This is a genomic window from Paraburkholderia kururiensis, from assembly GCF_034424375.1.
Taxonomy (GTDB): domain Bacteria; phylum Pseudomonadota; class Gammaproteobacteria; order Burkholderiales; family Burkholderiaceae; genus Paraburkholderia; species Paraburkholderia kururiensis_A.
Genome location: NZ_CP139965.1, coordinates 3,223,278 through 3,243,650 on the forward strand (window position 1 = coordinate 3,223,278; position 20,373 = coordinate 3,243,650).

Sequence of the window (20,373 nt, forward strand, 5' to 3'; positions counted from 1 at the left end):
ACGCGCAAGCAAAAAAGAAGGCGCCTATGTCGGGCGCCTTCTGCTTTATGGATGGCGTTTCACCGGTAAGGCGCCCCGCTCATCGCAGGGCACCCGGTTCACCGGCTCGCGGGCATCAGAACTGATCTTCCGCAAGCGCGAACACGCCTTCGCCACCCTTCGCGGTGACGATCGACACCTCGAGCGCCCCCGCCTGAGGCAGCACGTGCTGCGCAAAGAACTGCGCCGTGGCGATCTTCGCCTCGTAGAACGCCGGGTCCTCGGCATGCTTGCCGGCTGCGATCAGCATGGCGCGCGCCATCTGCCAGCCGCCCAGCACGATGCCGGCGAGCTTCAGATACGGCACGCTTCCCGCGAACACCGCGTTCGGATCGCCCTTCGCGTTGCCCACGACGTACTCGACCACCGACTGCAACGCACGCTGACCTTGCGCCAGCTGCGTGCGCATGGCGTCGAACGCGGCGCCCTCATGCGCGCCAAGCGCCTCGACGGTCTGCCCGATCTCCGCGAGCAGGGCCTTCGCCACCGCGCCGCCGTCGCGCACCGTCTTGCGACCCACGAGGTCGTTCGCCTGGATCGCCGTCGTGCCCTCGTAGATGGTCAGGATGCGCGCGTCACGGTAGTACTGCGCCGCGCCCGTTTCCTCGATGAAGCCCATGCCGCCGTGCACCTGCACGCCGAGGCTCGTCACTTCGAGCGAAAGCTCCGTGCTCCAGCCCTTCACCACCGGCACGAGGAACTCGTAGATCGCGTGATGCCGCTCGCGCGTCGCCGCATCGGCGTGACGATGCGCGATGTCGCTGTGCGCGGCCGCCACGTAGGCAAGTGCGCGCGATGCTTCGGTGAGCGAACGCATCGTAGCTAGCATGCGGCGCACGTCGGGGTGGTGGATGATCGTCACCGCCTGCTTCGCCGATCCGTCCACGGGCCGGCTTTGCACGCGCTCCTTCGCGTAGGCGAGCGCCTTCTGGTAGGCGCGGTCCGAGACCGCCACGCCCTGCATGCCGACGGCGAAACGTGCAGCGTTCATCATGATGAACATGTACTCGAGGCCGCGATTCTCCTCGCCGACCAGCTGACCGATGGCGCCGTCGTGATCGCCGAACTGCAGCACCGCGGTGGGGCTCGCCTTGATGCCCAGCTTGTGTTCGATCGACACGCAATGCACGTCGTTGCGTGCACCGAGCGAACCGTCGTCGTTGACGAGGAACTTCGGCACGGTGAAGAGCGAAATGCCCTTCACGCCTTCCGGCGCGCCCGGCGTGCGCGCGAGCACGAGATGCACGATGTTGCTCGCCATGTCGTGCTCGCCCCACGTGATGAAGATCTTCGTGCCGAAGATGCGGTACGTCCCGTCGCCCTGCGGCTCGGCACGCGTGCGCACCAACGCGAGATCGGAGCCGGCCTGCGGTTCCGTGAGATTCATGGTGCCGGTCCACTCGCCCGAAATCAGCTTCGGCACGTAGCGCTGCTTCTGCTCCTCCGTGCCCGCGGTGAGCAGCGCTTCGATGGCGCCGTCGGTCAGCAGCGGGCACAGCGCGAATGACAGGTTCGCGGCATTGAGCATCTCGATGCACGCGGTGGCGATCAGCTTCGGCAAGCCTTGGCCGTCATAATCGGTGGGGTGCTGAACGCCTTGCCAGCCGCCTTCCGCGAACTGCCGGAAAGCTTCGGCGAAACCCGGCGTCGCCTTCACTTCGCCGTTGTGCCAGCTGCTGGGATTGCGATCGCCTTCCACGTTGAGCGGCGCGATGACGTCGCCGCACAGCTTCACGGCCTCTTCCAGCACGGCCTGCGCGGTTTCCGGCGTGGCGTCTTCGAAGCCGGGCAGGCTCGCGAGCTGTTCGATGCCGGCAAGTTCGTTCATCACGAACAGCATGTCTTTGACGGGGGCGATGTAGCTCATTGGGTCAGTCTCCTCTACTGCCTGATATCAATAAAAAAGGGGCGCCGAGTGCGCCCCTTCGTGTGCCGATAGCCTTCTGCGAGGCGCGGGTACCGCGCTTAGCCGAGTTCGCCGACGAGTTCGGGCACGAGCGCAAACAGATCGCCGACGAGGCCGTAATCGGCCACGCTGAAGATCGGTGCTTCGGGGTCCTTGTTGATCGCGACGATCACCTTCGAGTCCTTCATGCCGGCGAGATGCTGGATCGCACCGGAGATGCCCACCGCCACGTACAGTTGCGGCGCCACGATCTTGCCCGTCTGACCCACCTGGTAATCGTTGGGCACATAGCCCGCGTCCACGGCCGCGCGCGAGGCGCCCAGCGCGGCGCCCAACTTGTCGGCGAGCGGCTCCAGCACCTTCGTGTAGTTCTCGCCGCTGCCGAGGCCCCGGCCGCCCGACACGATGATGTTCGCGCTCGTCAGCTCGGGACGGTCAAGCTTCGTGACCTCGCGGCTCACGAACTGCGAGATGCCCGCGTCCGGCGCCGCCTCGATCTTCTCGATGGACGCGCTGCCGCCCTCAGCCGCCACGGCGTCGAAGCCCGTGGTGCGCACCGTGATGACCTTGATCGGGTCCGCCGACTGCACCGTGGCAATCGCGTTGCCCGCGTAGATCGGGCGCTCGAACGTGTCGGCACTGACCACGGCCGTGATGTCGCTGATCTGCGCCACGTCGAGCTTCGCCGCGATGCGCGGCGTCACGTTCTTGCCTGCGGCCGTGGCCGGCGCGAGGATGTGCGAGTAGTCCTTCGCGATATTCAGCACCGTCGCCTCGACGTTTTCCGCGAGGCCTGCTTCGAGTTGCGGCGCATCGGCAAGCAGCACTTTCGATACGCCCGCGATCTTCGCTGCCGCTTCGGCCGCGCCCCGCGCGTTGTGGCCCGCCACCAGCACGTGGACGTCGCCACCGATCTTCGCGGCGGCCGCCACGGTGTTCAGCGTCGCGCCCTTCACGGTCGCGTTGTCGTGTTCCGCAATTACCAGAATCGTCATTTGTCCTCGCTCCCTTACAGCACCTTCGCTTCGGTCTTCAGCTTCTCCACCAGCGTCTTCACGTCCGGCACCTTCACGCCGGCCGAGCGCTTCGGCGGCTCGGCGACCTTCAGCGTCTTCAGACGCGGCGTCACGTCTACGCCGAGGTCCTCGGGCTTGATGGTTTCGAGCGGCTTCTTCTTCGCCTTCATGATGTTGGGCAGCGTCACGTAGCGCGGCTCGTTCAGGCGCAGATCGGTGGTGACCACGGCGGGCAGCTTCAGCGAGAGCGTTTCGGCGCCGCCGTCCACTTCGCGCATCACGGTGGCCTTGCCGTCGGCGACGGTTACCTTCGAGGCGAACGTTGCCTGCGGCAGGTTGGCAAGCGCGGCGAGCATCTGGCCGGTCTGGTTGGAGTCGTCATCAATGGCCTGCTTGCCGAGAATGACCAGCTGCGGCTGTTCCTTGTCGACGAGCGCCTTGAGCAGCTTCGCCACGGCGAGCGGCTGCAGGTCTTCGTTCGATTCGATCAGGATGGCCCGGTCCGCGCCGATGGCGAGCGCCGTGCGCAGCGTTTCCTGCGCCTGCGCCACGCCAGCTGACACCGCGATCACCTCGGTCGCCACACCCGCTTCCTTCAGGCGCACCGCTTCCTCGACGGCGATTTCGTCGAACGGGTTCATCGACATCTTCACGTTTGCAATGTCGACGCCCGTGCCGTCCGTCTTCACGCGGACCTTCACGTTGTAGTCGACCACTCTCTTGACTGGCACCAGGATTTTCATGCACACGCTCCAAAGTTACGAATACGTCAACCTGCGGGACATTATAGCGACAGCCCCTTGCGGGCTGCGGCGCCGCAGGCCGTTTCGATCAACAATACCGCCCTTGGGCGGGGCTTCGGCAATAGCGAACGGTCGTGCGATTTTAGCCTTGGGAAGACCTGGACGCCAAGCCCATGGGCCGACCGACGCCTCTAATTTTTTTGCTGGCCGCGTCCCCGGCCCGGTGGTCTGTATCGCGACCGTCGCCTTGTGTCGCTTACCAGCCCGCCACGACCGCGCCGCCGAACTTCGTCTCGATGTACTGCTTCACCTCGGGCGAGTGGTACGCCGCCACGAGTTTCGCCACCCAGGGCTTGTTACGGTCGGCCTCGCGAATCGCGATGATGTTCACGTAAGGGCCATTCGGATCTTCGATGGCAATGGCGTCCTGCTTAGGCTTGAGCCCCGCTTCCATCGCGAAATTCGTGTTGATGGCGGCCGCGTCCACATCACCCAGCGAACGCGGAATCTGCGCGGCGTCCAGTTCCACGATCTTGAGCTTCTTCGGGTTGTCGACGATATCGATGGGCGCGGCCTTCAGGCCCGCATCGGCGCGCAGCTTGATGAGGCCCTGCTTTTGCAGGAGTAGAAGTGCCCGGCCGCCGTTGGTCGGGTCGTTGGGCAGGGCGATCTTCGCGCCCGTGGGCAGCGCCGCCAGCGATTTCACGCGCTTCGAGTAGATGCCCATCGGAAACGTCACCGTATCGGCGACCTTGATGATCTTGTAGCCGCGGTCCTTCACCTGCGCCTGCAGATACGGCTCGTGCTGATAGCTGTTCGCGTCGAGGTCGCCCCCCCGCGAGCGCTGCGTTCGGTTGCACGTAGTCCGAGAACTCGACGATCTTGATGTTGAGGCCGTTACGCGCGGCCACGGTCTTCACGACGTCCATCAATTGGGCGTGCGGGCCGCCCGTCACGCCCACCTTGATGGTTTCATCGGCGCGCGCGGCGCCCGAGGCAAACAGCGTAGCCGCACCGAGCACGGCGGCCAGTTTCAATACGAAGCGACGTTGCATAACTCAATCCCCAAACGTGTGTTGTTTCGTGTGTTGTTTATTGATGCATTGACGCGTGGCCCGCGTCGCGAACGCCACGGGCCTTGCATCGAATCAGCGGTGACCCAGGCGCCGCACGAGCCAATCGCCGAACGACTGCACGAGTTGCACGAAGACGATCAGAATCACGACCACTGCGACCATCACTTCGGGCTCGAAGCGCTGATAGCCATAGCGGATGCCCAGATCGCCCAGTCCGCCACCGCCGATCGCACCCGCCATCGCCGAATAGCCGACGAGCGAGACGAACGTGATCGTGAGTCCGGCCACGATGCCGGGCAGCGCTTCGGGCAGCAGCACCTTGAAGACGATCTGGCGCGTGGTGGCCCCCATCGCCTGAGCGGCTTCGATCAGGCCGCGATCCACTTCGCGCAGCGCCGTCTCGACGAGCCGTGCAATGAACGGCGCAGCGGCGATCGTGAGCGGCACGACGGCTGCGGCCGTGCCGATCGAAGAGCCCACCACGAGCCGCGTAAACGGAATCACCGCAACGAGCAGAATGATGAACGGCGTCGACCGCACCGCGTTCACGAGCACGCCCATCACGCGATTCACGGCCAGGTTCTGCAGTACACCTTGGCGGTCGGTGAGATGGAGCAGCACGCCGAGCGGCAGCCCCACGAGTGCACCGATCAGGCCCGAGATGCCGACCATCACGAGCGTCTCCCAGAACGACTGCACGAACATATCGAGCATTTCACTCAACATACGAAAGCTCCTCCACCACGACACCCTGCTCGCGCAGCCACGCGATGGCCTGCGCGACTTTCACCGCCTCGCCGCTCGCGAGTACCGCGAGCGACCCGAACGCCTGCCCCTGAATCTCGTCGATCTGCCCGTGCAGAATGTTGAAGTCCAGTTCGTAGCGGCGAATCGTTTCAGAGAGCACCGGCTGGTCTACGCCCGAGCCCGTGAAGGCGAGGCGCAGCAGATGTCCGTTGCCCGTCTTCAGACGCTCGGCCACACGCGCCTTGAGCGCGGGCGGCAACTCCTGCGCGATCACGTCGCCCAGCAACGCGCGCGTGACTTCGTGATGCGGCTGCAGGAACACGTCGATCACGCGGCCTTCCTCCACCACCTTGCCCGCATCCAGCACGGCGACGCGATCGCACACCTGCTTGATGACCTCCATCTGGTGCGTGATCAGCACGACGGTGAGACCGAGTTCGCGATTGATCTTGCGCAGCAGGTCGAGAATGGCGCGCGTGGTTTCGGGATCGAGTGCCGAGGTGGCTTCGTCGGAGAGCAGCACCTTCGGTTTGCTGGCCAAGGCGCGCGCAATGCCGACGCGCTGCTTCTGCCCGCCGCTGATCTGCGCCGGATAGCGGTCTTTCTGCGCGGTCAGGCCGACCAGTTCGAGCAGCGGCAGCACTGTCTCTTCGATCGCGCCGCGCTTCATGCCCGCCAGCTCGAGCGGCAGCGCGACGTTTTCGTACACCGTGCGCGACGACAGCAGATTGAAGTGCTGAAAGATCATGCCGATTTCGCGGCGCGCGGCACGCAGCTCGGCTGCGGGCAACGAGGTAAGCGCCCGGCCGTTCACGACGATCTCGCCTTCGGTGGGCCGCGTCAGCAGGTTGATGGTGCGTACCAGCGTGCTCTTGCCGGCGCCGCTACGGCCGATGATGCCGAATACCTCGCCTGGGGGAATCGTGAGATTGATGTTGTGGAGCGCTTCGACCCAGCCTCGGGGCCCCGCGAAGCGCTGCGACACATTGCGTAGTTCGATCATGGAAAAACGAAACGGCGGTCCTGCCGGGCAGGCCTTGGGCCGATGCATGCCGGCAATGGCCGCCGCTGTTTTATTGGTGTGTGGGCCGCGATTTTAACCTGGCGGCGAAATTCTCTTTAATAATCAATTTCGATCCTTTCATAACGCTAGGGAATTAGAGCGGCGCGCCGCGGGCTGCGCTCGCGTACCGTCCACGGGCGCGGATATGATCCGTCGCATTATCAACAGGAAATGGCGGGCCATCAGTCATGGAGACGACAAAGCCTTTCGATGCCGCAACCCCGCAAAGTGGAAATGCGGTATCGGCGCAGACGCTCGCCCACGGGAACATCAAGGCGCCCGATCGCGTACTGCCGCACAGCGCCACCGTAACGGCCGCCGATGGCACAACCCTGCCGCTCTACCACTGGCCGGTCGCGGGAACGCGACGCGCCACCGTTGCGCTTGTCCACGGTCTCGCCGAACACGCCGGGCGATACGCGCCGCTCGCGGCGCGGCTCAACGCCGCCGGCATTGAGCTGGTCGCCGTCGATCTCCGTGGCCACGGACTCGCGCCCGGCGCTCGCGCGTGGGTGCCGCGCTTCGACGCCTACCTGCTCGACGCCGAAGCACTCGTCGACGCCGCCGCACCGCACGGCGGTCCGCTCTTCCTGATGGGTCACAGCATGGGCGGCGCAATCGCCGCCTTGTATGCCGTGGAGTGCCTGCCGGCGAGCCGTCATGACATCGCTGGTCTGATTCTGTCGAGCCCGGCGCTCGCGCCCGGGCGCGACGTGCCCCGCTGGATGATCGCGGCAAGCCGCATCATGAGCCGCGTATGGCCCCGCTTTCCCGCCATGAAGATCGATGCAGCGCTACTGTCGCGCGACCCTGCCGTGGTGGAGGCGAACCGCCGCGATGCGCTCGTTCACCATGGTGCCGTTCCGGCCCGCACGGGCGCAGAGATTCTGCTGGCCATGGAACGCATCGAACGCGGACGCGCGAATCTGCGCCTTCCCGTTCTCGTCTATCACGGCACGCGCGACAAGCTGACCGAGCCGGAAGGCAGCCGCGATTTCGCCGGCCACGTCGGCTCGCCGGACAAGACGCTCACGCTCTACGAAGACAGCTATCACGAGGCGATGAACGATCTGGACCGCGACCGCGTGATCGGCGCATTGATCGAGTGGATAGTGGCGCGGAGCTGAGGCGTTTCAGCTCACCACCGCGGCGCCCGCTTTTCGATGAAGGCCTGCACACCTTCCAGCGTGGCGTCCTCCATCATGTTGCAGGCCATCGTCTGTCCCGCAAGCTGATAAGCGGCCTCGACGCCCATTTCGAGCTGCCGGTAGAACAACGCCTTGCCGGCCTCGACCGCGGTACGCGGCTTGGCGCAGATGCTCGCGGCCAGTGCCGACACGGTGGCATCCAGTTCGCCGGCGGGCGCCACGCGGTTCACGAGCCCGCGGCGACGGGCTTCGTGGGCGTCGATGAACTCGCCCGTCATGAGCATCTCGAAGGCCATCTTGCGTGGCACGTTGCGCGTGAGCGGCACTGAGGGCGTCGAACAGAAGAGACCGAGATTCACGCCGGAGACCGCGAAACGCGCCTCGTCCGATGCCACCGCGAGATCGCACATCGCGACCAGCTGACAGCCGGCTGCCGTCGCGACGCCGTGCACGCGCGCGATTACCGGCTGGGGCATGCGCTGGATTGCCAGCATCACCTTCGTGCAGCGCGCGAACAGCGCCTGGTAATACTCGAGCGACGGTGCCGCGCGCATCTCCTTCAGGTCGTGTCCCGCGCAGAAGGCACGCCCCGCACCGGCCAGCACGACGACGCGGGCATCGCTGGCGGCAATCGACGTGAGCGCGTGCTGCAATTCGTCGAGCAGCGCTTCGGATAACGCATTGAACGCATCGGGACGATTGAGCGTCACGCTCACCACGCCGTGCACACCGTAAGCATCGTGAGCGATCTCGATCAGCGAGCCAGCTTCGCTCGCCTTCGACGAAACGGGTTGCGTGCTCATGTTCGCCTCCTCAAACGTCGGCCAGCGAGCGAATGTGCGCGACGGCGCTGCGGCCGAGCGCCGACAGGTTGTATCCGCCTTCGAGGCAGCTCACGATGCGTCCGCGCGCATAGCGGTTTGCGATGTCGCGCACGCGGTCGGTGATCCACGTGTAGTCGTCTTCGACAAGCCCCATGTTGCCGAGGTCGTCCTCACGGTGAGCATCGAAGCCTGCGGAGATGAAGATCATCTCGGGCTTGAAGTCGTGCAGCCGCGGCAGCCACAGCACGTCCACCGCCTCGCGCACGGCCATGCCTTTCGAACGCGCTGGCATCGGCACGTTCACCATGTTGGGCGCCTGGTTGTCCGCGCCCGTGAACGGATAGAACGGGTGCTGGAAGAAGCTGCACATCAGCACGCGCGGGTCTGCGGCGAATGCAGCCTCGGTGCCGTTGCCGTGATGCACGTCGAAGTCGATGATCGCCACGCGTGCGAGGCCGTGAACCTCGAGCGCATGCCGCGCGGCAATCGCGACGTTGTTGAAGAAGCAGAATCCCATGGCGCGCGCGGGCTCCGCGTGGTGTCCCGGCGGCCGCACGCTGCAAAACGCGTTATCGTACTGGCCCGCGATCACGGCGTCCGTGGCGGCAATCGCCGCGCCCGCTGCACGCAGCGCCGCCTGCCAGGTGTGTGGATTCATTGACGTGTCGGGATCGATGGGCGCGTAGCCCTCGATCGGCGAGGCGTCCCGAATGTGATCGACATGCGCCTGCGTGTGCACGCGCAGTAGCGCGGCTTCGTCGGCGAGCGGCGCCGGTTCCCGCTCGATGAGGGCATCGATGCGGCTCGCGATCAGCTGATCTTCGATCGCCTGGAGCCGCGCCGGACACTCGGGGTGCCATTGCCCCATCTCGTGCAGCAGACAGTCGGCGTGGGAGTAGAAGGCTGTTGCCATGATTCGTTCGTTCTGCAGCGCGCGGCATCGGCTCGTGCGCCGCAGGTCTCCTTCATATGCACGCGGCAACGCGCCGCGGGTAATAGCCGTCACGTTACCACACGACGCAGCGGCCCCCTGCGGCAAGGGCCCGGCGCCCGGCGGCACGTCCCGCGCCCCGGCCGTTCGGCGAGGTTAGTGGCGCAAGAGTCGTCGGTTATACTGCGCCGAACCGTTTTGCTTCGTCTGTTCTCCCGCCTTGCTGCCCATGATCTTCAAGTCTGCTTCGCCCGTATTCCGCCGCCTGTCCGCCTCGACGCTCACCGCTGCGACATGCATCGCGTTACAGACGCTCGCGGCGCCCTGTACGGCGTTCGCTCAGACCGGAAGTTCTACGCCCGCCATGCGCCTCGCCCAGGCCCAGCCTCAGGCGCCCGTCTCCCAGGGGCAGACCTTCGAAGAAGAGATCATCCCGCAGCGTTACGCGAACAACCCCAACGTCGATGCCTTCGTCGACGACATGGTTGCCCGCTACGACTTCGATCCCGCGTCCCTGCACGCACTCTTTGCACATGCGAGCTACTCGGCGACCGCGGTCAAGCTCGTGCTGCCGTCGCCTACGCCCGCGGCAAAGAACTGGCGTGCATACCAGGCACGCTTTCTCGATGCGATACGCGTGAATGCGGGCGTGCGTTTCTGGCGCGAGAACCAGGCGACGCTGCAACGCGCCTACGATGAGTTCGGCGTGCCGCCCGAGGTAATCGTCGGCATCATCGGCGTGGAGACGATCTACGGGCGCTTCATGGGCAACTTCCGCGTGCTCGATGCACTCACCACGCTGACCTTCGACTATCCGGATACGCCCAACCGCGCCGATCGCATGGCGACGTTCCGCAAGAATCTCGAAGACTACCTGGTATGGACGCGCGACTCGCAGATCGACCCTAACAGCGTGCTGGGTTCGTACACAGGCGCCATTGGCATCCCGCAGTTCCTGCCCAGCAGCATCGTGAAATACGCGGTGAGCTACGACGGCAACAAGCAGATCGATCTGCGCACGAGCCAGGCCGATGCGATCGGCAGCGTCGCGAACTATCTCAAGCAGAACGGCTGGGAAACGGGACGGCCCGTGGTGTGGAAGATTGCCGGCGACCCGGGTAGCCAGGGCGTCGCCCAGGCCGCCGCGGACGGGCAGCCGGAGCCGCACTGGCCGCTCGAACAACTGTTGCGCGCTGGCCTCCTGCTGAACCAGCCCGATATCGACATTGCCGCCGAAGCCGGTACGCCCGTCACGATCGTCGACTTGCCCACGCCGGGCCGCGCAACGGAATACGTCCTGGGGCTGCGGAATTTCTATGTGCTCACCCGCTATAACCGCAGCTTCTTCTACGCGCTGGCGGTGTATCAGCTCGGGCAGAAGGTGAAGGCGCAGATGATGGCGAGCAACGGCGGCGTACCGGGTGCGACGTCCGGTACGGGAGCCGCGCCTCTTGCGCCGCAAGCGGCTTCGGTGCCGAGCGGCACTCCCGCCGCGCCCGGCATTCCTGCGCAGAACGGCGTCATGCCGGGCACCTCCGCGCCGGGGGGAACGCTGCCTGCGCCGTCGGCGCCTACAGTGCCCCCGGCACCCGCCGCGCCCTCGGCAGACTGAGGCGCTCTATCGCAGCTGCGTTGCAGCCTGAGTTCTGAGTCGTCGTTCAGACAAGCAAAACGCCGGACTTTGCCGGCGTTTTGTCATTCAGCGAGCGCGCAGTCACGTACGCCCGCCTTTTCCGAAACGTTGTGCGTCATGCCGGGAACACGCCCGTCGAGAGATACCGGTCGCCACGGTCGCACACCACGAACACGATCGTAGCGTTCTCGACCTGGCGCGCAATGCGCAACGCGACTTCGCACGCACCGCCCGAGGAAATGCCCGCGAAGATCCCTTCCACCGAAGCGAGACGCCGCGCCATGGCTTCCGCCGCGGCCTGACTGACGTTCTCGACACGATCCACGCGGCTACGGTCGAAGATCTTCGGCAGGTAGGCTTCGGGCCATTTGCGAATGCCGGGAATGCGCGAGCCGTCTTCAGGCTGCGCACCGACGATCTCGACCGCCTGGTTTTGCTCTTTCAGATACTTCGAGACGCCCATGATGGTGCCCGTCGTGCCCATCGACGAAACGAAGTGCGTGATGCGGCCTTCGGTCTCGCGCCAGATTTCCGGACCGGTGGTCTCGTAGTGCGCAAGCGGATTGTCGGGATTGGCGAACTGGTCGAGGATGATGCCCTTGCCGTCGCGCTGCATCTGCTCCGCGAGATCGCGCGCGTATTCCATGCCGCCCTTCACGGGCGTGAGCACGATCTGTGCACCGTAGGCTGCCATGCTCTGGCGGCGTTCGACGGAGAGGTCCTCCGGCATGATCAGCACCATCTTGTAGCCGCGGATGGCGGCGGCCATCGCGAGCGCGATGCCGGTGTTGCCGCTCGTGGCTTCGATTAGCGTGTCGCCCGGTTTGATACGGCCGCGTTCTTCGGCCTTGCGGATCATCGAGAGCGCCGGCCGGTCTTTCACGGAGCCTGCGGGGTTGTTGCCCTCGAGCTTGCCGAGAATCACGTTGTTGCGGCTGCGGATTTCATCGTCCGGAAGCCGGACGAGTTGCACGAGCGGCGTATTGCCGATCGTGTCTTCGATTGTCTTGTAGGCCATACGCGGGTTGCAGTCGGGCGCAGTATGAAGCGGTGCGCGAACAAGGGGATTCGCCGATTCTAAACCACACCGGGTGCGGGTGCCGTCCGACCCTTCTGCGCGAAGGGAAGTGAAGCGGAAGTGAATCGAACTGCATGGCGCACGTCGCACGGGATACCGGACGCCAAAAAGCCCGCGGCCGAAGCCGCGGGAGCCAGTCATCGGAACGACGGCTGAAGGAGCGCGTTTCGTCGTGGACCCGAAACCCGCTCTGGGCGCGTACACGAGGGTGGGAACGTGCACGCAGGGGACGTGACCTGAAACGGGATGCCGCGCGTCGCGCCTATTTCTTCGCCGGGGTGGCGGGCGCCGGCTTTTGCGTGCCGGCGGCCGGCGTGGCGTGCGCCTGTGCAACCGCCGCGGTCTGCGTGCCGGTTGCCGGCGTGGACGGTCCAACGGTGAGACCTTCGGCCTGCAAGCGTTCGACGGTATGGCCGCCCATGCCCTTCACGCGCTTGCCGAGATCGGCAGGGTCTTTGAAGGGGCCGTGCGCGCCGCGCTCGTCGAGAATGGCCTTGGCCTTTGCCGGACCAATGCCTTTGATGCCGCGCAGCGCATCTTCGTTGGCGGTGTTGACGTCGACTGCGGCGAACGCCTGACCGAATGCAGCAACGAGCGCCGCGGCAGCGAGAATTTTTTTGAACATGCTGGATCTCCCTCAGGACACCTGACTGGCGCCCATCGCCAGCAGGAGACCTCAGTGTAGGGAGACCGAAGCCCGATTCACACCTGGCCGGATAGCCAACGCACGTAACGGTCCACGCCTTCCTGGACCGAAAGGAACGGTGCGTCGTAGCCCGCCGCGCGCAGCTTCGTGGGGTCGGCCTGCGTGAAGCACTGATACTTGCCACGCAGCGCGTCAGGGAAAGGCACGTACTCGATCAAGCCTCGCTGCACCTGTTCGGCGAGCGAAAGCGGCGCCTCGCCCGCGAGCACGCGCAGCGTGTTCACCACGGTCGTGGCGATGTCGTTGAACGGCTGCGCACGACCCGTGCCGAGATTGAAAATGCCCGACTTCCCGGGATGATCGAAGAAGAACAGGTTGACCTTCACCACGTCTTCGACCGAGACGAAGTCGCGCGTCTGTTCGCCCGCGCCGTAGCCGTTGTACTCGCCGAACAGCTTCACTTTGCCTTCGGCGCGGAACTGGTTGAAGTTATGGAACGCCACCGACGCCATGCGCCCCTTGTGCGTCTCGCGCGGCCCGTACACGTTGAAGTAGCGAAAGCCTGCAATCTGGCTGCGCGCCTGGGGCAGCACCCGGCGGATCACCTGGTCGAACAGGAATTTCGAGTAGCCGTAGACGTTGAGCGGTGCTTCCACTTCGCGCTCTTCGACGAAGCGGCTCGACCCGCCGTAGATGGCCGCCGACGACGCATACAGGAACTGCGTGCCCTGCGCGAGGCACGCGTCGAGCACCGCACGGCTGTAGCGGAAGTTGTTGTCCATCATGTAGCGGCCGTCGGTTTCCATGGTGTCCGAGCAGGCGCCTTCATGAAAGATCGCGCGTACCTTGCCGAAGTCGCCGCGCGCGAAACGCTCGACGAATTCGGTCTTGTCCAGATAGTCGTCGATCTCGCAGTCCACGAGATTACGGAACTTGTCCGCGCGCGTGAGGTTGTCGACGGCGATGATGCGTTGTTCGCCGCGCTCGTTGAGCGCCTTGACGATGTTGCTGCCGATGAAGCCGGCCGCGCCGGTCACGATGAGAGTCATGATCGTGGTGTCAGTTGAAGAGTTCGTCGTAGTCGACCGTTGCCGTACCGAGTTTGCCCACGACGATGCCCGCCGCACGGTTGGCCAGCGACACGGCCTCGAAGAGCGTCAGGCCCGCGCCCAGCATGACGGCGAGCGTGGCGATCACCGTGTCGCCAGCGCCCGAGACATCATACACTTCGCGTGCTACCGCCGGCGCGTGCAGGACACCGTCGTCCGAGAAGAGCGTCATGCCCTCTTCCGAGCGCGTGAGCAGCAGCGCGCCCAGGTCCAGATCGGTGCGCAATTTCGTCACGCGGGCCAGCAGATCCTCCTCGGATTTCCACTTGCCCACCACCTCACGCAATTCGGCACGGTTCGGCGTGATGATGCTCGCGCCGCGATAACGCTCCCAGTCGTCGCCCTTCGGGTCCACGAGCACGGCCTTGCCCGCCTCGCGCGCCTTCGAGATCATGCGCGTGACGTGCGTGAGCCCGCCCTTCGCATAGTCGGACATCAGGATTACGTCGTGGGACGGCAGAAGCGCATCGAACCGGGCCAGTCCGGCGAGCAACACTTCGTGCGCCGGGGTGTTCTCGAAGTCGACGCGCAGCAACTGCTGCTGGCGCGAGAGCACGCGCAGCTTGATGGTGGTCGGCAGCGCCGGATCGCGCTCCAGGTACGCCGTAACGCCGCTCGCATCGAGCAGTTCGACGATGCGCTCGCCGGGCTCGTCGTGACCCACCACGCAGAGCAGACCGGCCTGCGCTCCGAGCGCCGCAATGTTACGCGCAACGTTCGCCGCACCGCCCAGGCGATCTTCCTGGCGCTGCACGTGCACCACGGGCACGGGCGCTTCAGGCGAGATGCGATTGACGTCGCCGAACCAGTAGCGGTCGAGCATCACGTCGCCCACCACGAGCACGCGCGCGCCGGCAAGCCGCTCGCGCGGCACGACGCCGACCTCAGGGGCCAGCCGGCTACCCGGCGCCATGAGGCGCGCGCCCTCAGACTGCGACGCCGGAGCCATTCTGGATTGCGACATGGGGCCGTCCAATCGAGTAATAGTCGATGCCGAGTTCGCTCATCGCGTCGGGCTCGTAGAGGTTGCGTCCGTCGAAGATGCGCGGCGTCTTGAGCACGGCTTTCAGATGCGCGAAGTCCGGCGCCTTGAATTCCTTCCATTCGGTGACGATCACGAGTGCGTCCGCGCCCGCGAGCGTTTCGTCCTGGGTGCCCGTGAAATGCAGCCGCGAGAGGTGCTCCGGTGCGTTCTCCAGGTCCATGGCGAAGACGCGGCGCGCTTCCTCGGTGGCAACGGGATCGTAGGCACGCACGTGCGCGCCGCGTGCGAGCAGATCGGCGATCACGCGGCGGCTCGGCGCTTCGCGCATGTCATCCGTGTTGGGCTTGAACGCGAGCCCCCAAACGGCAAACGTGCGGCCGCGCAAATCTTCGCCGAGCGTCTTCGTGATTTTGCGCACGAGCACTTCCTTCTGCGCATGGTTGACATCCTCGACCGCTTCGAGAATGCGCAGGTGCTCACCGATCTCGGCCGCGGTACGGATCAGCGCCTGAACGTCCTTCGGGAAGCACGAGCCGCCGTAGCCGCAACCGGCATAGAGGAAGTGATAGCCGATGCGCGGGTCCGAACCAATGCCGCGACGCACTGCTTCGATATCCGCGCCGACGCGGTCGGCCAGGTTCGCAAGCTCGTTCATGAACGAGATGCGCGTGGCGAGCATGGCGTTCGCAGCATACTTCGTGAATTCCGCCGAGCGCACGTCCATGTACAGCGTGCGCTCGTGGTTGCGGTTGAACGGCGCGTAGAGGCGCTTCATCTTCTCGCGCGCAACGAGGCCGTCCTCGTCTTCGTCGCTGCCGATCAGGATGCGGTCGGGCCGCATGAAGTCGTCTACGGCCGCGCCTTCCTTGAGGAACTCGGGATTGGACACCACCGAGAAACGATGCTGCGCGTTGTCCGCCAGGCCGCGCTGCGCGAGCTCGGCGCGCACCACGTCGCTCACGCGCTGCGCCGTGCCCACCGGTACCGTGGACTTGTCCACGATCACCTTGAAGCCGTTCATGTAGCGGCCGATATTGCGCGCCGCTTCGAGCACGTACTGGAGGTCGGCGGAGCCGTCTTCGTCAGCCGGCGTGCCCACGGCGATGAACTGCACGTCGCCATGCGCGACGCTCGCTTCGATGTCGGTCGAAAACGTGATGCGCCCCGCCGCACGATTGCGCGCGATGATCTCCTGCAGGCCGGGTTCGTGAATCGGCACGCCCCCGTTGTTGAGGATGCCGATCTTGCGCGGATCGACGTCGAGACAGAAAACGTCGTTGCCGATTTCAGCGAGGCAGGCCCCCGTGACAAGGCCGACATAGCCGGTGCCGATGATGGTGATTTTCATACGTGTTCCGGGTCTAGATTCCGGTCATGAAGTTCGTTGACGGGTTCCGGGAAGGCCCGGGCAATGTTCCTGCCGCAAGCGCCCGCGCGAACGGGGCTGCTGCGGCGACGCTTCAGCTCGAAGCGGTAATCGGCTCGACGCGGCGCGGCGCGTAGGTTTCCCAGCCACTGCAGCCGGGGCATTGCCAGTAGAAGAGGCGCGCCCGGAAACCGCAATTCTGGCACGTATACCGTGGCAGATTTTTGGTGCGCTGCCGGATCAGCGTGCGCATGAGTTCGAGTTCGCTCTTGCGCGGTTCCTCGGCAGTGGCTTGCTGCGCTTCCAGCAGGCGCATCATGCCGGCGAGGTTCGGCGACTTCTGCATCTGCGCGCGCGCGAGCGCGTGTGCGGCATCGAGGCCGCGCAGGTTCTCGACGTAGCGGTACGCCACGTCGAGCACATCGTTCGTCGGATAACGGTCCACCCACGTCGTGAGCAGCTGTACGCCCTCTTCGGCGCGGCCCAGCGCCTCGTACGTCTTCATCACTTTTTCGGCGACGAGCGGCAGATACGATGCGTTCTGCTCCTCGACGCGGCGCCATTGCGCGAGCGCCGCCTCGTGATGGCCGGCCGCTGCTTCGACGTCGCCCGTCAGGATCGTGGCGCGCACGTTCTGGGCATTGGCCTTCAGCGCGAGATCGAGCTGGCGACGCGCCTCGTCGGGCTTCTTCTGCTGCAGCGCTTCCTGCGCGAGTTCGCAATGGAACTGCGCAATTTCGAGATCGAGCGAAGCCGCGCCCATGGTCTCCAGCTTGCGAGCCGTATCGATGGACCGATTCCAGTCCTTTTCGATCTCGTAGATGGTGAGCAGCGCGCGCTGCGCACCGAGCGCGTAGTCGCCGGCTTCGAGCGCGCGGAACGTCTCCTCGGCGCGATCGAGCAGGCCCGCCTTCAGAAAGTCCTGGCCCAGCTCATAAAGCGCGTGATCGCGCTCGCTCGCGGGCAGGTCGGCACGGGAGAGCAGATTCTGATGCACGCGAATCGCCCGGTCCGTTTCGCCGCGGCGACGGAACAGATTGCCGAGGGCGAAGTGCAGTTCCACGGTTTCGGGGTCGAGCTTCGCGACCTCGATGAAGGCATCGATCGCCTTGTCGGGCTGCTCGTTGAGCAGGAAGTTGAGGCCGCGGAAATACGAGCGCGGAAGATTGGCGCTTTCGGAAAGCAACGCCTTGAGGTCGTAGCGCGCCGCCATCCAGCCGAGCGCAAACGCGACCGGTATGACGAGGAGCCACCAGAAATCCAGATCCATGCGAACGATGGTAAAGGCAGGAACAAAGCCGCGCGCGAGGGGCGCACGGCGACGGGAATTGCGTCAGATGAGCGGCGGCATGGGCGGCTCGGCTACGGGTGCCGGCGTCTCGCGCGCAGCGCGCAGATCGCGCTTCAGGCGCCCGTTCTCGAGCCTCAAGCGAAACACCTGGGGCAGCAGCGAGACGAGCCCCGCCAGCAGCCCGACCACGAAAAAGACGAGGCCGATCAGGATCAGCGGCGCCTGCCACGCGTAGCCGGCAAGGAAATTCAGCGTAGCGGTCTGCGTGTTCGCGAGCGCAAGCACGAGCAGCAAGACGAACACCAGTACACGAATCAGCCAGGCGATAAATTTCATGAAGAGGTCTCTTGGCAGTTGCAGGGCGGCGCCGGCCGCGGGATGCCGCACCGCGGAAGGTCCGCGCCGAAGTGACCCGTATTGTAAATGAAGCCCCCGCCCAACAGACGCGGGCGGTAAGCCGCGGAAAGCAGGCAGAAAAAAAGCGCCCGGAGGCGCTTTTTTATCCATGCCGTCTGACGTTAGCCGCCGGCTGCATGCAGGACCATCGGAAGACGGCGCTTACTGATCGTCGTCCGGCTCCTCGGCCTTGAGCGGTTCGCCCGAACGCCGGTCCACACGCTCGCGCAGTTCCTTGCCCGGCTTGAAGTGCGGTACGTGCTTCTCCGGTACCAGCACCTTTTCGCCCGACTTCGGATTGCGCCCCACGCGCGACGGACGGCGGTTCAGCCCGAAGCTGCCAAAGCCGCGAATTTCGATGCGATGTCCTTTCGCAAGCGCTTCGGACATCGCGTCGAGCATCGTCTTGACCGCGAAATCCGCATCCTTGAGAACAAGTTGCGGAAATCGCGTAGCCAGCTGCGCGACCAATTCAGATTTGGTCATACTTCAGCGAGCCTCCTCGAGGCTTACTGGTTCTGGCCGTCGAGCTTGGCCTTCAACAGCGCGCCGAGGTTCGTCGTGCCGCTTGCCGCCGCGTTCGTGTCGGACGAGATGGTGCGCAGGGCTTCCTGCTGCTCGGCCGAATCCTTCGCCTTGATCGACAGGTTGATGCCGCGCGACTTGCGATCGATGTTGATGATCATCGCGTTGACCTTGTCGCCTTCCTTCAGCACGTTGCGTGCGTCTTCGACACGGTCCTGAGCGATTTCCGACGCGCGCAGGTAGCCTTCGACGTCAGCCGTGAGCTGCACCACAGCGCCCTTCGCGTCCACGGCCTTGACCGTCCCGTCGACGATCGAGCCCTTGTCGTTCATGGCCACGAAGTTGCTGAACGGGTCGCCTTCGAGCTGCTTGATGCCGAGCGAAATGCGTTCCTTCTCGACGTCGATACCGAGCACGACCGCTTCCACTTCGTCGCCCTTCTTGTACTTGCGCACGGCTTCTTCGCCGGTCTCGCTCCACGACAGGTCGGAGAGGTGAACCAGGCCGTCGATGCCGCCAGGCAGACCGATGAACACGCCGAAGTCGGTGATCGACTTGATGGCGCCGCTGATCTTGTCGCCCTTCTTGAAGTTGCGGCTGAAGTCGTCCCACGGATTCGGCTTGCACTGCTTCATGCCGAGGCTGATACGACGACGGTCTTCGTCGATCTCGAGGACCATGACTTCGACTTCGTCGCCTAGCTGCACGACCTTCGACGGCGCAACGTTCTTGTTGGTCCAGTCCATTTCCGACACGTGGACGAGGCCTTCGATGCCCGATTCCACTTCGACGAATGCGCCGTAGTCGGTGATGTTCGTGACCTTGCCGAACAGGCGCGTGCCCGACGGGTAGCGGCGCGAGATGCCTTCCCACGGATCGTCGCCCAGTTGCTTGATGCCCAGCGAAACGCGGTTCTTTTCCTGGTCGAACTTGAGGATCTTCGCGGTGACTTCCTGGCCAACCGACAGGACTTCGCTCGGGTGACGCACACGACGCCATGCGATGTCGGTGATGTGCAGCAGGCCGTCGATACCGCCCAGGTCGACGAACGCGCCGTAGTCGGTGATGTTCTTGACCACGCCGTTGACGATCGCGCCTTCCTTCAGCGTCTCGAGCAGCTTCGCGCGCTCTTCGCCTTGCGTGGCTTCGATCACGGCACGGCGCGACAGCACGACGTTGTTACGCTTGCGGTCGAGCTTGATGACGCGGAATTCGAGCGTCTTGCCTTCGTACGGGGTGGTGTCCTTGACCGGACGCGTGTCGACGAGCGAACCCGGCAGGAACGCGCGGATGCCGTTGACCATCACGGTCATGCCGCCCTTCACCTTGCCCGTGATCGTGCCGGTCACGAGTTCGTTGTTGTCGAGGGCCTTTTCCAGCGACAGCCACGAAGCCAGACGCTTCGCCTTGTCGCGCGACAGGATGGTGTCGCCGTAGCCGTTTTCCAGCGCGTCGATCGCGACGGAAACGAAATCGCCCGCCTGAACCTCAACCTCGCCCTGGTCGTTCAGGAATTCCTCGATGGGAATGTAGGCCTCGGACTTGAGGCCGGCATTGACGACCACGAAGTTGTGATCGACACGCACGACTTCGGCGGAGATGACTTCGCCGGCACGCATGTCCTGGCGGGTCAGCGACTCTTCGAACAGAGCCGCGAAAGATTCGGTATTCGGGGTAGAGGTTTGCAGGTCGGACATAAAAATCGGAAGTTGCATGGTTTTCGCCGCTCGACTTGCTGGACGCGCCAGAGGGCACGCCTGCCGACTGCTGCGCCGCGACGGAAATGTTCGCGGCCCGATGCGAAAGCCATACGGGGTTAAAGGGTTTAACACACGCTCCGCGTTTCACGAC

Annotated in this window: 18 protein-coding genes and 1 pseudogene; 2 read left to right on the forward strand and 17 right to left on the reverse strand. The window is 64.8% G+C overall.

Features of this window, described 5'->3' with window-relative positions:
• Positions 1 to 115: 115 nt before the first annotated feature.
• From U0042_RS14335 to U0042_RS14360, 6 genes and pseudogenes are all read right to left on the reverse strand, one after another.
• Positions 116 to 1,906 carry an acyl-CoA dehydrogenase gene (locus tag U0042_RS14335; RefSeq protein WP_114810212.1) on the reverse strand — a complete coding sequence of 597 codons (1,791 nt, stop codon included), beginning with the start codon at positions 1,904 to 1,906 and terminating at the stop codon, positions 116 to 118.
• A 98-nt stretch (positions 1,907 to 2,004) separates the two neighbouring features.
• A complete protein-coding gene (locus tag U0042_RS14340) occupies positions 2,005 to 2,940 on the reverse strand; it encodes an electron transfer flavoprotein subunit alpha/FixB family protein (RefSeq protein ID WP_114810211.1) in 936 nt (311 codons plus the stop codon).
• A gap of 14 nt (positions 2,941 to 2,954) precedes the next feature.
• Positions 2,955 to 3,704, reverse strand: a complete 750-nt coding sequence (locus tag U0042_RS14345) for an electron transfer flavoprotein subunit beta/FixA family protein (protein ID WP_114810210.1) — start codon at positions 3,702 to 3,704, stop codon at positions 2,955 to 2,957.
• A gap of 256 nt (positions 3,705 to 3,960) precedes the next feature.
• Positions 3,961 to 4,759, reverse strand: a pseudogene (locus tag U0042_RS14350) (MetQ/NlpA family ABC transporter substrate-binding protein).
• A 93-nt stretch (positions 4,760 to 4,852) separates the two neighbouring features.
• Positions 4,853 to 5,506 carry a methionine ABC transporter permease gene (locus U0042_RS14355; protein ID WP_114810209.1) on the reverse strand — a complete coding sequence of 218 codons (654 nt, stop codon included), beginning with the start codon at positions 5,504 to 5,506 and terminating at the stop codon, positions 4,853 to 4,855.
• Positions 5,496 to 6,530 (reverse strand): methionine ABC transporter ATP-binding protein, encoded by a 1,035-nt coding sequence (locus tag U0042_RS14360; protein ID WP_114810208.1) that lies wholly within the window; start codon positions 6,528 to 6,530, stop codon positions 5,496 to 5,498. Before U0042_RS14360 ends, U0042_RS14355 begins: the two co-directional genes overlap by 11 nt.
• A 248-nt stretch (positions 6,531 to 6,778) precedes the next feature.
• Between U0042_RS14360 and U0042_RS14365 the strand changes: the two genes are divergently transcribed.
• Positions 6,779 to 7,717, forward strand: a complete 939-nt coding sequence (locus U0042_RS14365) for an alpha/beta hydrolase (RefSeq protein ID WP_114810207.1) — start codon at positions 6,779 to 6,781, stop codon at positions 7,715 to 7,717.
• An 11-nt stretch (positions 7,718 to 7,728) separates the two neighbouring features.
• On the opposite strand, the gene U0042_RS14370 is transcribed toward U0042_RS14365, so the two are convergent.
• Together U0042_RS14370 and U0042_RS14375 are read right to left on the reverse strand one after the other, a co-directional pair.
• Positions 7,729 to 8,541: an enoyl-CoA hydratase gene (locus tag U0042_RS14370; protein WP_114810206.1), complete on the reverse strand. Its 813-nt coding sequence runs from the start codon at positions 8,539 to 8,541 to the stop codon at positions 7,729 to 7,731.
• 10 nt (positions 8,542 to 8,551) lie between these two features.
• Positions 8,552 to 9,475, reverse strand: a complete 924-nt coding sequence (locus U0042_RS14375; RefSeq protein ID WP_114810205.1) for a histone deacetylase family protein — start codon at positions 9,473 to 9,475, stop codon at positions 8,552 to 8,554.
• Positions 9,476 to 9,857: 382 nt separating this feature from the next.
• On the opposite strand from U0042_RS14375, the gene mltB reads away from it, so the two are divergent.
• The gene (gene mltB, locus U0042_RS14380; RefSeq protein WP_232833300.1) at positions 9,858 to 11,105 is read left to right on the forward strand and encodes a lytic murein transglycosylase B; all 1,248 of its coding nucleotides are present in this window, start codon (positions 9,858 to 9,860) and stop codon (positions 11,103 to 11,105) included.
• Between the two features lie 136 nt (positions 11,106 to 11,241).
• Here mltB and cysM read toward each other — a convergent pair whose 3' ends face one another.
• The 9 genes from cysM to rpsA all read right to left on the reverse strand — a co-directional run bounded on the left by cysM (position 11,242) and on the right by rpsA (position 20,237).
• A complete protein-coding gene (cysM, locus tag U0042_RS14385) occupies positions 11,242 to 12,144 on the reverse strand; it encodes a cysteine synthase CysM (RefSeq protein WP_114810204.1) in 903 nt (300 codons plus the stop codon).
• A 322-nt stretch (positions 12,145 to 12,466) separates the two neighbouring features.
• Positions 12,467 to 12,829, reverse strand: coding sequence for a ComEA family DNA-binding protein (locus U0042_RS14390; protein ID WP_114810203.1), 363 nt, complete (start codon positions 12,827 to 12,829; stop codon positions 12,467 to 12,469).
• Positions 12,830 to 12,906: 77 nt separating this feature from the next.
• Positions 12,907 to 13,899, reverse strand: coding sequence for an ADP-glyceromanno-heptose 6-epimerase (gene rfaD / locus U0042_RS14395; RefSeq protein ID WP_114810202.1), 993 nt, complete (start codon positions 13,897 to 13,899; stop codon positions 12,907 to 12,909).
• 10 nt (positions 13,900 to 13,909) lie between these two features.
• Positions 13,910 to 14,872, reverse strand: coding sequence for a D-glycero-beta-D-manno-heptose-7-phosphate kinase (gene rfaE1 / locus U0042_RS14400; RefSeq protein ID WP_114810391.1), 963 nt, complete (start codon positions 14,870 to 14,872; stop codon positions 13,910 to 13,912).
• Between the two features lie 13 nt (positions 14,873 to 14,885).
• Complete coding sequence (locus tag U0042_RS14405; RefSeq protein ID WP_114810201.1) at positions 14,886 to 16,292, reverse strand: UDP-glucose dehydrogenase family protein; 1,407 nt, start codon at positions 16,290 to 16,292, stop codon at positions 14,886 to 14,888.
• A 112-nt stretch (positions 16,293 to 16,404) separates the two neighbouring features.
• Entirely contained in the window at positions 16,405 to 17,580 is a 1,176-nt protein-coding gene (gene lapB, locus U0042_RS14410) for a lipopolysaccharide assembly protein LapB (protein WP_114810200.1), read from the reverse strand.
• A 63-nt stretch (positions 17,581 to 17,643) separates the two neighbouring features.
• Positions 17,644 to 17,937, reverse strand: a complete 294-nt coding sequence (locus U0042_RS14415) for a LapA family protein (RefSeq protein WP_042299931.1) — start codon at positions 17,935 to 17,937, stop codon at positions 17,644 to 17,646.
• Positions 17,938 to 18,159: 222 nt separating this feature from the next.
• Complete coding sequence (locus U0042_RS14420; protein ID WP_017774584.1) at positions 18,160 to 18,483, reverse strand: integration host factor subunit beta; 324 nt, start codon at positions 18,481 to 18,483, stop codon at positions 18,160 to 18,162.
• A 23-nt stretch (positions 18,484 to 18,506) separates the two neighbouring features.
• A complete protein-coding gene (gene rpsA, locus U0042_RS14425) occupies positions 18,507 to 20,237 on the reverse strand; it encodes a 30S ribosomal protein S1 (protein WP_081884853.1) in 1,731 nt (576 codons plus the stop codon).
• Between the last annotated feature and the right edge of the window lie 136 nt (positions 20,238 to 20,373).